Below are 13333 nucleotides of genomic sequence, written 5' to 3' on the forward strand. Positions count from 1 at the left end.
TTTTATCTTGGACAAATGCCTGAGTTTTTTAGTATAGTAGAAATATGAGATTTAAAAAAACAATGAGTGTTGTGCTTGCTCTTGGAGCTTTATTGCTCTGTATGTCAGCTTGCCAGCATATTCCAAAGATACAATTGATTCTATTTGAGTCACTGTCATTCAATATGCCCCTCAAATCTCTTGAAAAAGTGTTTGGAGAAGCTGATGAAGTGATAGAAGAAACGGAAACCGCCTTTCGGGACACTTGGCATGCAAGGGATCCTTATTTCTATAAAACAGGCCGGCTTTTCTATCATTACGAAAATATTGCATTGAATGGTTATACAGGTCGAGCAGATTTCACATTTTCAAAATCACATCGCTTGGAAGAAGTGACAGTTCATATTTCTGTAGCTTCAAAAATGGAGCAACAAGTGGCGCTCTACAATTTATCCCAGACTATAAAAAAAGAAATTGAAGCTCTTCCGACTTTCAAATCCGTAACTACCGAGACAGTAGGATTATACGATGATGGCTATCGCTATAAAGTCAAATTGCAAGGCCAAAGGAGAGAGCTCTGGGTTGATGTCTACCCGATAGAAGATGAATATACTGAAAAAAATGAAGGCTATAAGTATAGAATTCGAATTGATCAATTTCTCATGTATCCATAATGAACCATACTGTTCAGGGGCTGATACTTGCTATTAGTTTCAAATTCCAGACTATTTTCTCCTCTTTGATTGTGTTATAATAGTCCTCATTGTGACTGTTGATAAGCAGTCGATTGCTGAAACACTGGTAAGGAGTTTTATGAAAGAAAAAGGATTTTGGGAAGGTGTGCAGGCAGCCATGCCAACAGCACTGGGCTATGTTAGCATCGGCCTTGCTTGTGGCATTATCGGAGCTCCCTATGTAACACCTGTTGAGATGGGCCTGATGAGCCTCTTTGTCTATGCTGGGAGTGCCCAGTTTGCCATGATAGCCTTGATAGCAGTTCAAGCGCCTGTTGCAGCCATTGCTATGACGGTCTTTTTGATTAATCTGCGTCTCTTCTTGCTGAGTTTGCATGCGTCGACCTATTTCCGTCATACTAGCTTATGGCATAATATCGGAATGTCCAGTCTCTTGACCGATGAGACTTACGGGGTCTTGATGGGAGAGTTGGTTCATACGGATAAGGTCAACCCTATGTGGATGCATGGGAACAATCTTAATAGCTATGTAGCCTGGTTTGTTGGGACAGTAGTTGGGACAACCCTTGGTGGCCTTTTGCCAAATCCGGAAGTTTTTGGTCTAGATTTTGCCCTAGTGGGGATGTTTATCGGGATTTTCACTTCCCAGTTTCAGATTATGCAAAAACGGATTCCCTTACGGAAACTCTTCATCATTCTGGGAGTTGTTGCTGTTTCCTTTTTTGTACTCTTGACAGTAGTGTCTCAGTCGCTAGCTGTCCTGTTTGCGACCTTGCTAGGTTGTACCATGGGGGTGATTTTAGATGGTCAGTAAGTATATTTTAATGGCAATCGTTTTTTCTGGATTGGTGACTTGGATTCCGAGAATGATTCCTTTCATCCTTGCTAAGTACAAGGGGTTGCCGCCTATTGTCGAACGCTTTTTGAAATTTCTACCAGTTTCTATTATTTTTGCCTTGATTTTATCAAGCGTGGCGACAGGTAAGATTGGAGATTTCCCTCAAATCAAATGGCTAGACTTTTTAGCAGTCTTTCCGACAGCCTTTGTCGCCTTTCATTACCGCAATCTGGTGGGGACGGTTATCTTTGGAGTGGTCTTGATAGCAGTCCTACGCTTGGTTTTTTAATCAGCCATAAAGAAAACCTATGGCAAATATAGAAATCATATAATGGCGCAATTACTTTTTTTCTGTTAAGATAAGACTGTATCTTATTTTGGAGGAAATATCATGAAAAAAATCGTTAAATATTCATCACTTGCTGCCCTAGGGCTTGTTGCTGCAGGTGCATTAGCAGCTTGCTCAGGTGGTGAGAAGAAAGATGCTGCATCTGGTGAAGCAACATCTGGTAAGAAAGAAATCGTTGTAGCAACTAACGGATCACCAAAACCATTTATCTATGAAGAAAATGGTGAATTGACAGGTTACGAGATTGAGCTTGTTCGTGCTATCTTTAAAGACTCAGACAAGTATACTGTCAAGTTTGAAAAGACAGAGTGGTCAGGGATTTTCCCAGGACTTGATAGCGATCGTTACCAAATGGCCGTTAACAACCTTAGTTATACCAAAGAACGTGCAGAGAAATACCTCTACGCAGCGCCAACTGCTAAAAACCCTAACGTTCTTGTTGTGAAGAAGGACGACACTAGCATCAAGTCTCTTGATGATATCGGTGGAAAATCTACTGAAGTCGTTCAAGGAACAACCTCAGCTAAACAATTGGAAGCATACAACACAGAACATGCGGACAATCCAACTATCCTTAATTATACTAAGGCAGATTTCCAACAAATCATGTCTCGTTTGAGCGATGGACAATTTGACTATAAGATTTTTGACAAGATCGGTGTAGAGACAGTTATCAAAAACCAAGGTTTGGATAATTTGAAAGTCATCGAACTCCCAAGTGACCAACAACCTTATGTTTATCCACTTCTTGCCAAAGGTCAAGATGAGTTGAAGGCTTTTGTGGACAAACGCATCCAAGAACTATACAAAGACGGAACTCTTGAAAAACTATCTCAACAGTTCTTTGGTGGTTCTTACCTCCCAGCAGAAGCTGACATTAAATAAGTTTGTAAATCATCCACTCTCTCGTAGGTGGATGATTTTGCAACTTTTAGACATATAGTTTCAAACTATATGTCTGCCTATCTAATAACAATTTGCTAAATCAAATAAAGTATGAGATACTATTACGGTATTATTTTTAAAGGAGAAAGAATCATGAAAATCAAAAAATGGTTAAGCGTAGCAGCAATCGCTACAGTAGCAGGCCTTACACTTGCAGCTTGCGGAAATTCAGACAAGAAAGCGGACAATACAACTACAGTTAAAATTGCAACTGTTAACCGTAGCGGTTCAGAAGAAGCGCGTTGGGATAAAGTCCAAGAATTGGTTGAAAAAGACGGAATTAAATTGGAATTCACAGAGTTTACAGACTACTCACAACCAAACAAAGCAACTGCTGATGGTGAAGTAGACTTGAACGCTTTCCAACACTACAACTTCTTGAACAACTGGAACAAAGAAAACGGTAAAGACCTTGTAGCGATTGCAGATACTTATATCTCACCAATCCGCCTTTACTCAGGTAAAAACGGTGAAGAAAACAAGTATACTAAAGTGGAAGAAATCCCAAATAACGGTGAAATTGCAATTCCAAACGATGCTACTAACGAAAGCCGTGCCCTTTACCTTCTTCAATCAGCAGGTTTGATTAAATTGGATGTTTCAGGAACTGAACTTGCTACAATCGCAAACATCAAAGAAAATCCAAAGAACTTGAAAATTACTGAGTTGGATGCTAGCCAAACAGCTCGTTCATTGACATCAGTTGATGCAGCTGTTGTCAACAACACTTTTGTTACAGAAGCAAAATTGGACTACAAGAAAGCACTCTTTAAAGAGCAAGCTGACGAAAACTCAAAACAATGGTATAACATCATCGTTGCGAAAAAAGATTGGGAATCATCACCTAAAGCTGATGCAATCAAGAAAATTATCGCAGCTTACCACACTGACGAAGTGAAAAAAGTCATCGAAGAAACTTCAGACGGCTTGGATCAACCAGTTTGGTAATAAACACAGGGAGGTGGGAGAGATTTTTCCACCTCTTGCTTTTATATAGAGCCTAAAACAAATGAAATCAGCTTGTATTGATTCTAAAGGTACAAGTCCTAGTAGAAAGGTAGAGAGAAAATGGTTTTCCCTAGCCAAGAAGAACAAATTGAAAAGTTTGAAAAGGATCATGTAGCGCAACATTATTTTGAAGTTTTGCGTACCTTGATTTCTAAAAAATCAGTCTTTGCCCAACAAGTCGGCCTGAAAGAGGTGGCTCGTTATCTAGGTGAGATTTTTAAACGTGTTGGTGCAGAAGTTGAGATTGACGAGAGCTATACAGCGCCTTTTGTCATGGCACATTTCAAAAGTTCACGACCAAATGCCAAGACTATCATTTTCTACAACCACTATGACACAGTACCAGCAGATGGTGATCAAGTTTGGACCGAGGATCCTTTTACACTCTCTGTGCGTGATGGCATTATGTATGGGCGCGGGGTTGATGATGACAAGGGTCATATCACTGCTCGCTTGAGCGCTCTGAGAAAATATATGCAACATCACGATGATCTTCCAGTCAATATCAGCTTCATTATGGAAGGGGCAGAGGAATCGGCCTCTATGGATTTGGATAAATATTTAGAAAAACATGCGGACAAACTCCGAGGTGCAGATTTATTAGTCTGGGAACAAGGAACAAAAAATGCCTTAGAGCAGTTAGAAATCTCTGGTGGAAACAAGGGAATTGTGACCTTTGATGCCAAGGTCAAGAGTGCAGATGTCGATATCCATTCTAGCTATGGTGGAGTCATCGAATCAGCTCCATGGTATCTCATTCAAGCTTTGACTAGTCTTCGCGCTGCCGACGGCCGTATCTTGGTAGAAGGTTTGTACGATGATGTGCAGGAGCCAAACGAACGTGAGTTAGCCTTGGTTGAAACCTATGCCCAACGCAATCCAGAGGAAATCAGTCAGATTTATGGCTTGGAATTGCCACTTTTACAAGAGGAACGTACAGCCTTTCTAAAACGCTTCTTTTTTGAGCCAGCGCTCAATATCGAAGGAATTCAGTCTGGCTATCAAGGTCAAGGAGTTAAAACGATTCTACCAGCAGAAGCTAGCGCTAAGCTAGAAGTCCGTTTGGTTCCAGGGCTTGAACCTCATGATGTTTTGGAGAAAATCCGAGAACAACTAGACAAAAACGGTTTTGATAAGGTAGAATTGTACTATACCTTGGGTGAGATGAGTTATCGAAGTGACATGAGTGCGCCGGCCATTCTCAATGTTATTGAGCTAGCCAAGAAATTCTATCCACAGGGCGTATCTGTCTTACCGACAACTGCTGGTACAGGTCCTATGCATACGGTATTTGATGCCTTAGAAGTACCTATGGTTGCCTTTGGTCTAGGAAATGCCAATAGCCGAGACCACGGTGGAGATGAAAATGTGCGAATCGCAGATTATTATACCCATATTGAATTAGTAGAGGAGCTGATTAGAAGTTATGAGTAGAGACATTATCAAATTAGACCAGATTGATGTGACCTTTCATCAAAAGAAGAGAACTATCACAGCGGTCAAGGATGTGACCATTCACATCCAAGAAGGGGATATCTACGGGATTGTAGGATATTCTGGAGCAGGGAAATCAACCCTGGTTCGTGTTATTAATCTTTTACAAAAACCATCTGCAGGTCGAATTACTGTAGATGATGATGTGATTTTCGATGGTAAAGAAACCTTAACTGCCGGGCAATTACGTCGTAAGCGTCAAGATATTGGGATGATTTTCCAACACTTTAACCTGATGAGTCAGAAGACAGCAGAGGAAAACGTAGCTTTTGCCCTCAAACACTCTGGACTTAGTGAGAAAGATAAGAAGGCTAAAGTAGCTAAGTTGTTGGACTTGGTTGGTCTTGCAGACCGTGCTGAAAACTATCCTTCACAACTTTCTGGTGGGCAAAAACAGCGTGTGGCTATTGCGCGTGCTTTGGCTAATGATCCAAAAATCTTGATTTCGGATGAGTCGACTTCAGCTCTTGACCCTAAGACGACTAAACAAATCTTGTCACTCTTGCAAGAATTGAACCGTAAACTAGGCTTGACCGTTGTCTTGATTACGCACGAGATGCAGATTGTCAAAGACATTGCTAATCGTGTGGCAGTCATGCAGGATGGCCGCTTGATTGAAGAAGGTAGCGTTCTTGAAATCTTCTCAGATCCTAAGCAGCCATTGACCCAGGACTTTATCTCAACGGCTACTGGTATCGATGAAGCTATGGTCAAGATTGAAAAGCAAGAAATCGTGGAGCACTTATCTGAAAATAGCATTTTGGTACAACTCAAGTATGCAGGCGCTTCTACAGATGAGCCGCTTTTAAATGAATTGTATAAGCACTACCAAGTAACAGCCAATATTCTCTATGGAAATATTGAAATTTTGGATGGCACTCCTGTTGGTGAACTTGTGGTTGTCTTGTCAGGGGAAAAAGAAGCCTTGGCAAGCGCTCAAGATGCCATCCGTCAGGCTGGTGTGCAACTAAAAGTATTGAAGGGAGGACAGTAAGATGGCAGAATTGATTAAAGCATACTTACCAAACGTCTACAAGATGGGTTGGTCTGGTCAAGCTGGCTGGGGAACAGCAATCTACTTGACCCTTTATATGACGGTTCTTTCCTTCATCATCGGAGGTTTCCTAGGGCTGGTTGCAGGGCTTTTCCTTGTCTTGACAGCTCCAGGTGGTGTCTTGGAAAATAAAGTTGTTTTCTGGATTTTGGACAAGATTACCTCTATCTTCCGTGCGGTGCCATTCATCATTCTCTTGGCTGTCTTGTCACCCTTCTCTCATCTAATCGTAGGGACAAGTATCGGGCCAAATGCGGCTATTGTACCCCTATCTTTTGCAGTCTTTGCCTTCTTTGCCCGTCAAGTACAGGTGGTATTAGCTGAGCTAGATGGTGGTGTCATCGAGGCAGCTCAAGCTAGCGGAGCTACTTTCTGGGACATCGTAGGTGTTTACCTATCAGAAGGTCTACCAGACTTGATTCGTGTGACAACTGTGACCTTGATCTCACTAGTCGGTGAAACAGCTATGGCGGGAGCGGTCGGAGCAGGTGGTATCGGTAACGTAGCTATCGCTTATGGATTTAACCGTTTCAATCATGATGTGACAGTCCTTGCGACGCTCATCATTATCCTGATTATCTTTACAATTCAGTTCTTGGGAGACTTCTTGACCAAGAAATTAAGTCATAAATAAAAAAGAGCCTTCTAGCTCTTTTTTATTATCTAACTTTTATGTGTCAACTTCTTACAAAGTGCTTGTCCAATCAGGGCGCCAAGTAAAGCACCAATGAGGACACTTGCGATAAAAAGTAGGATATTACCGAGATTCGGTGAGACCATAATGCGGTCAATATAGTCCTGAGATTTCCCACGAGCTACTAGAGTTGCTATATAAGCTTGAGGGGTTATCCACATAAGTAGAATGGGACCGGTGGTGCCAAAAGCAAATACTAGAAAGGAAAGGAGGTTCTTGACCTTATCCTTGTAATGGCCAAGATGGGCGATGCCATCCGCCGCAAGTCCACAGATGATTCCTGGGAGAAAGGCTCCAGCACCATGCTTGCTCCCGAGGAAAAAGAGAGAAATCACAAGCCCAATCGTTGTAATCGCTCCAAAGCGAGGCACTTTTTCTAAAAGGATTATATAGACGCTACCGCCTACAAGAGCAGAAAAGGCAGGGGCGTAAAACATATTTCCAGTATGGTCGACAAGGCTTCCTAGTAGAACCCCCACCCCAATACAGAGAAAGTAGACAAGGGCAGCCACAAGAGTTGTCAAGATATTCTTTTTCATAAATTCTCCTTCGTATATCTGATGGTTTTCATTGTACCATGCCTTGCTTAGATTGTAAATGCTAGTTTGGAACTAGTATTTATTAGGAAATGTGGTAAAATAGGAAAAAATAAAAGATGAGTGGTAAGAGGATGAAGAATTTAGGAAAAGTTTTTAAAGAGCTACGAGAATCAAGAAAAATTTCCTTGAGAAAAGCAACAGGTGGACGCTTTTCAGCATCCTTATTGTCGCGTTTTGAAAATGGTCAGAGTGAAATATCTGCTCCAAAGTTAATCACAGCTTTGGAGAATATTCATGCGAGTATGGAAGAATTGTTGTTTTTGGCGAGAGGTTTTCATCAGGATGTCTATTCTGAATTTAGAAACAGAATAGTCGAGTCTATAGACCCACAAGATTTAACATCTTTGCGTACTCTCTACCAGAGAGAATATCAACAACTTCCTTTTTCAAAGGATAAACAAGAACACATTCTCAATGCGATTTTAATAAAATCCTATATGAAAGCCATTGATGAGACAGTTACATTGACCTCTGAGGAAGAAAGAGTCCTACATGATTATCTATTTTCTGTTGAAATTTGGGGGCTCTATGAACTTTCGTTCTTTTCTTCCTGCTCTCCTCTTTTATCAGTCCAGCTTTTGACAAAATATACTCGAGAAATGTTGCGGAAGTCAGATTTCTTGCAAGGAGTTGGGAAAAATCGGAATATGATGCACACCTTGCTCCTCAATGCTTTTATGGCCTGTATTGAAATTGATGATTTTACCAATGCCCTCTATTTTAAAAAACAAATTGAAAAGAACTTCTTTGAAGAAAATGAAACCTATTTTCGAATAGTCTACCTCTGGGCAGAAGGTTTGCTTGATAGTAAGCAAGGAAGAGTAGAGGAAGGGCAGAGAAAGATGGAGGACGCTCTCCGTATTTTCGAGATGATTGGTTGTAGCAAATCTGCAAACTTTTATAGAAGTGCTATGGAGTGTTGAATATCTGCAACTATATAAAACAACTTGAAACGATAGGACTGTGAAGATACTTATTAGCATTAGACAAGTTCTATCGTTTTCGTTATTCGTTTAATCTGTTGCATATATTCAAAAACATCTTCTCGTAAGACTCTTGATGCTATACTAGAGCTACCATAAAAGTAGTATGTGAGAGAGAGGAATCTATATGAAACTATTACTAAGAAACCAAGCTTACAGAGTTTTGAGTTTATCACGATTTTTCAATGCTTTTGGAGCTTCCATTTTTAATTTAGTGTTTGTGGTCTATGCTTCGACTTTACCAGGGGCTTCTGTTGCCGTTGCCATGGCGAATGTTGTGATGATGCTTCCAACTCTTTTTACAGTTTTTGTGGGGATTCGGGCAGATTATACGAGGGACAAGGTCAAATGGATGACCTATGTCGGTTTATTTCAGGCAATTTTATTTTTTCTGGTAGCCCTAGTTGTTCAGCAAGCTAGTTTCTTTGCCTTTTCGACCCTTTGCCTCATCAATGTCATTAGTGATGTAGCCAGTGATTTTGCTGGGGGCTTGCGAATGCCTCTCGTTAAAGAAAAAGTAGCAGAGTCAGATCTGATGGAGGCCTATTCCTTTTCTCAGTTTATTACCTATATTTCTGCTATTGGTGGCCAAGCTTTCGGTGTTTGGCTATTAGGGGTATCGACGCAGAACTTTTCGCTCGTAGCAGGAATCAATGCCATATTTTTCCTAGTGTCAGCTCTCATTCTCTTTTTAGGAAGGGCTGAATTAAGCTTATCAACTCCACTTGTTGACAGTAAATCACTGAAAAATGAGAAGCTTTCTATCAAAGAGCAGTTCCTAACAATTTACCGAAATTTACGTCTTGTTTTTCTTCAAAGTGGACAGAAAAACTTTGGTTTTATGCTCTTTGCTATCTTGCTTATCAATGCTTTGGGTGGTGCCTTAGGTGGTATCTATAACATCTTCCTTTTAAATCATTCCTTACTGAATTTTTCCTACAAGGATGCATTGTTTATCTTACAATTGATTACCTTATTAGCAGTTATCATCAGTAGTCTTACGGGAAATGACTATTTTGGGAAGCAATCTTTGCCTAGATTGATGATGTGGGTTACATTAGGAGCTAGTCTAGTTGGTCTATCTAATTTGTTAAACCAAGTCTTGTTTGGGATGCTTTTCGTCTTTTTTACCATGTATATCTCTGGTAAAATTTCCCCTAAAATTAGTGCTTTGCTCATGAAAAATCTTGCTCCAGAGGTTCTCTCTCGTACCAGTAATTTTTTAGGTTTGTTGTTTACTCTATCTATACCAGTGGGGACGGCCTGTTTTTCACTGGTGGCGGTATGGGATATACAGTTGACTTGGATACTTTTCGTAGGTCTTTCTCTGATAGCTATTCTTCTGACAAGTCTCAATCTCAAAAATGAAATTTAGGTGTTCGTCTTCTTTTCAGACTGTCCCAATCCTTTCATTTATGGTAAAATAGGACTATTAAGTTAGAAAGAGGATTCCCTATGAAATTACAAAAACCAAAAGGAACGCAGGATATCTTACCTGCTGAGTCTGCCAAGTGGCAGTACGTTGAAGGCTTTGCGCGTGAAATCTTCAAACGCTACAACTACGCAGAAGTACGTACCCCTATTTTTGAGCACTACGAAGTCATCAGTCGTTCTGTTGGAGACACAACTGATATCGTAACCAAGGAAATGTACGATTTTTACGACAAGGGAGACCGTCATATTACCCTCCGTCCAGAAGGAACTGCTCCAGTCGTTCGTTCTTATGTGGAAAATAAACTCTTCGCACCAGAAGTGCAAAAGCCAAGTAAGTTCTACTACATGGGTCCAATGTTCCGCTATGAGCGTCCACAAGCAGGTCGCTTGCGTCAATTCCACCAGATTGGTGTGGAGTGTTTTGGCTCTAGCAATCCAGCTACTGATGTGGAAACGATCGCTATGGCAGCCCACTTCTTGAAAGCAATCGGTGTTCAGGGTGTCAAACTGCATCTAAATACTCTTGGAAATCCTGAAAGTCGTGCAGCCTACCGTCAAGCCTTGATTGACTACTTGACACCTATGAAAGATAGCTTGTCTAAGGATAGTCAACGTCGTTTGGAAGAAAATCCTCTTCGTGTCTTGGACTCTAAGGAAAAAGAAGACAAGGCAGCTGTGGAGAATGCACCATCTATCTTGGATTACCTTGACGAAGAAAGCCAAGCCCACTTTGATGCTGTGCGTCAGATGCTGGAAAATCTTGGAGTAGACTATATCATCGATACCAACATGGTGCGTGGTTTGGACTACTACAACCACACGATTTTTGAGTTTATCACTGAAATCGAGGGTAATGAATTAACAGTCTGCGCAGGTGGTCGCTATGATGGCTTGATTGCTTACTTTGGTGGTCCTGAGACTGCTGGTTTTGGGTTTGGACTTGGTGTAGAACGTCTCCTTTTAGTTCTTGAAAAGCAAGGTGTGGCCCTACCTATCGAAAACGCCCTAGATGTTTATATTGCTGTCCTTGGTGAAGGAGCAAATATCAAGGCTTTAGAGTTGGTACAAGCTCTTCGTCAACAAGGTTTCAAGGCAGAACGAGATTACCTTAACCGCAAACTCAAAGCTCAGTTTAAGTCGGCTGATATCTTTAGAGCTAAGACACTTATCACTCTAGGAGAGAGTGAAGTCGAAAGCGGTCAAGTGCAGGTCAAGAACAACCAAACTCGAGAAGAAGTAGAAGTTTCTCTTGAAGCTATTAGTAAAAATTTCTCAGAAGTATTTGAAAAATTAGGCTCTTAATAGTAAAGTAATGAACCAGGGTTTTATTCCTGGTTTTTATTTAATAAAAAATCCGACCATTGAAGACTATTTTTATATAAAAAGTTGGGAAAACTGAACATTTTTGGAAGGAAAAGTGGAATATTATAATAAATAGCTTGTAAACGAATTCAAAAAATGCTATGATATATTTGATTAATCAAAAGGAGTCAACCATGAATTATTTTAAAAAGAACACGATGCGCGTGTTTGCATTTTTGGGTATAATCGTGTTATCTTTGACGGTACTGACAACAGTATTTGCAGCTGATGTTACAGACTATACCAATAAAACATCAATCACTGTTGATGGTCAACCATTGACATCGGACACTCAAATCGGAACAGGTAAAGTTTTGGAAGCAACCAATACCATTTCTTTCCCGGATACTCAACAAATTAACGAAGGCGATGTACTGGTACTTGACCTTCCGAAAGAGTTGGGCTTGATTACTAAACTAGAATTTCCAATTACCCATAGTAGTGGTGAAGTGATTGGGAATGCAGTAACAGACCCAAGTACTCAAAAAGTAACGATTACCTTTACCGATTATTTCTCTAAGAATTACAAAGATAAAGTAATGTCTTTGAAATATTCAGTGCGTCCAAACGTAACCAACTTACCAGAATCAGGTAACTATACTTTCCAATTCGGGACAGAAAAATATACCCTCAATTACAATAAAACAGACGGTGAAGCTGGTGACTATGAAATGAAATATGGTTACCAAGATTCAGAAAATCCTAACCGCATCAAGTGGCGTGTTGTTTTGAACGCTGTTCAGGATAAATTGAACAACATGGTCATCAAGGATGACTTTAGCGATAGTGGACAAGTATTGGTAGAAAGCTCTTTCCGTGCAGTTCGTTATGCGACTCAACCAGAAAAAATTCCAAATGAAGCAGCACTTCTTAAATTGGAACCAATCGATAACTTTAGCAAAAAAGCTGAATTCACTCGAAATGCGGATGGTAAAATCACAGGATTCACCATTAACTTTGGTGACAACTGGAATTGGGCGATGTACATTGAGTACACAACAGAGTTGACTTCGGAACTTCCAAAAGATACTCAAGTTGCCAATGTTTTGGAATGGACAGCAAGCAACTTCGAAAAGCGTACTCCAATTAAGGCCTTGACCCGTTTAGAAACAGGTTCAGGTGAGGGTAGTGGAGATAAGACTACTACAACTACAACTACGACCACAACAACCACAACGACAACTTCTACAACTACAACGACAGAAGAACCAACGACAACTTCTACAACTACAACGACAGAAGAACCAACGACAACTTCTACAACTACAACGACAGAAGGTCCAACGACAACTTCTACAACTACAACGACAGAAGAACCAACGACAACTTCTACAACTACAACGACAGAAGGTCCAACGACAACTTCTACAACTACAACGACAGAAGAACCAACGACAACTTCTACAACTACAACGACAGAAGAACCAACGACAACTTCTACAACTACAACGACAGAAGGTCCAGCGACAACTTCTACAACTACAACGACAGAAGGTCCAGCGACAACTTCTACAACTACAACAACAGAAGAACCGGCGACAACTTCTACAACTACAACGACAGAAGGTCCAGCGACAACTTCTACAACTACAACGACAGAAGGTCCAGCGACAACTTCTACAACTACAACAACAGAAGAACCAGCGACAACTTCTACAACTACAACAACAGAAGAGCCAAAAACTACTTCAACAACAGAAGGATCAACGACAACTTCAACGACCGCATCAACAGAAGGGCCAACAACCACTTCAACAACAGAAGGATCAACGACTACAACAGATGAGAAACCAAAACTTCCTAAAACTGGAGAAGCCGTAGGAACTGGCTTGGTATTTGCAGGAATCGTCATCTTATCAGGCACAGTTGTATTGAAACGTAAATATTCTAATAAGTAAT

The 13333-nt window shown here is 40.7% G+C and carries 13 protein-coding genes; 12 read left to right on the forward strand and 1 reads right to left on the reverse strand.

Annotated features, from left to right (window positions below; translation table 11 throughout):
* Nucleotides 1–44 precede the first annotated feature (44 nt).
* From ACVAMZ_RS00355 to ACVAMZ_RS00390, 8 genes are all read left to right on the forward strand, one after another.
* Entirely contained in the window at nucleotides 45–653 is a 609-nt protein-coding gene (locus ACVAMZ_RS00355) for a hypothetical protein (RefSeq protein WP_461684698.1), read from the forward strand.
* 139 nt (nucleotides 654–792) lie between these two features.
* Nucleotides 793–1488 carry an AzlC family ABC transporter permease gene (locus tag ACVAMZ_RS00360; RefSeq protein ID WP_461684699.1) on the forward strand — a complete coding sequence of 232 codons (696 nt, stop codon included), beginning with the start codon at nucleotides 793–795 and terminating at the stop codon, nucleotides 1486–1488.
* A complete protein-coding gene (locus tag ACVAMZ_RS00365) occupies nucleotides 1478–1801 on the forward strand; it encodes an AzlD domain-containing protein (RefSeq protein WP_461684700.1) in 324 nt (107 codons plus the stop codon). The genes ACVAMZ_RS00360 and ACVAMZ_RS00365 overlap by 11 nt, the downstream gene beginning before the upstream one ends.
* A 102-nt stretch (nucleotides 1802–1903) precedes the next feature.
* A complete protein-coding gene (locus ACVAMZ_RS00370; protein ID WP_461684701.1) occupies nucleotides 1904–2746 on the forward strand; it encodes an amino acid ABC transporter substrate-binding protein in 843 nt (280 codons plus the stop codon).
* 153 nt (nucleotides 2747–2899) lie between these two features.
* Nucleotides 2900–3754 (forward strand): MetQ/NlpA family ABC transporter substrate-binding protein, encoded by an 855-nt coding sequence (locus ACVAMZ_RS00375; RefSeq protein ID WP_016466399.1) that lies wholly within the window; start codon nucleotides 2900–2902, stop codon nucleotides 3752–3754.
* 120 nt (nucleotides 3755–3874) lie between these two features.
* Nucleotides 3875–5248 (forward strand): M20 family metallopeptidase, encoded by a 1374-nt coding sequence (locus ACVAMZ_RS00380; protein ID WP_461684702.1) that lies wholly within the window; start codon nucleotides 3875–3877, stop codon nucleotides 5246–5248.
* A complete protein-coding gene (locus tag ACVAMZ_RS00385) occupies nucleotides 5241–6302 on the forward strand; it encodes a methionine ABC transporter ATP-binding protein (protein WP_461684703.1) in 1062 nt (353 codons plus the stop codon). Before ACVAMZ_RS00380 ends, ACVAMZ_RS00385 begins: the two co-directional genes overlap by 8 nt.
* A 1-nt stretch (nucleotide 6303) precedes the next feature.
* Nucleotides 6304–6996 carry a methionine ABC transporter permease gene (locus ACVAMZ_RS00390; RefSeq protein WP_004250431.1) on the forward strand — a complete coding sequence of 231 codons (693 nt, stop codon included), beginning with the start codon at nucleotides 6304–6306 and terminating at the stop codon, nucleotides 6994–6996.
* Nucleotides 6997–7025: 29 nt separating this feature from the next.
* Here the strand turns inward: ACVAMZ_RS00390 and ACVAMZ_RS00395 are convergent, their stop codons facing one another.
* Nucleotides 7026–7595, reverse strand: a complete 570-nt coding sequence (locus ACVAMZ_RS00395; protein ID WP_461684704.1) for an MptD family putative ECF transporter S component — start codon at nucleotides 7593–7595, stop codon at nucleotides 7026–7028.
* A 131-nt stretch (nucleotides 7596–7726) separates the two neighbouring features.
* Here ACVAMZ_RS00395 and ACVAMZ_RS00400 point away from each other — a divergent pair, with 131 nt between their 5' ends.
* From ACVAMZ_RS00400 to ACVAMZ_RS00415, 4 genes are all read left to right on the forward strand, one after another.
* Nucleotides 7727–8578 (forward strand): Rgg/GadR/MutR family transcriptional regulator, encoded by an 852-nt coding sequence (locus tag ACVAMZ_RS00400; protein WP_461684705.1) that lies wholly within the window; start codon nucleotides 7727–7729, stop codon nucleotides 8576–8578.
* Nucleotides 8579–8765: 187 nt separating this feature from the next.
* Nucleotides 8766–10013 carry an MFS transporter gene (locus ACVAMZ_RS00405; RefSeq protein ID WP_461684706.1) on the forward strand — a complete coding sequence of 416 codons (1248 nt, stop codon included), beginning with the start codon at nucleotides 8766–8768 and terminating at the stop codon, nucleotides 10011–10013.
* 80 nt (nucleotides 10014–10093) lie between these two features.
* Entirely contained in the window at nucleotides 10094–11374 is a 1281-nt protein-coding gene (gene hisS, locus ACVAMZ_RS00410; protein ID WP_414272784.1) for a histidine--tRNA ligase, read from the forward strand.
* Between the two features lie 194 nt (nucleotides 11375–11568).
* A complete protein-coding gene (locus ACVAMZ_RS00415) occupies nucleotides 11569–13332 on the forward strand; it encodes an Ig-like domain-containing protein (RefSeq protein ID WP_461684707.1) in 1764 nt (587 codons plus the stop codon).
* Nucleotide 13333 lies beyond the last annotated feature (1 nt).

This window comes from Streptococcus sp. KHUD_017 (genome assembly GCF_054861245.1).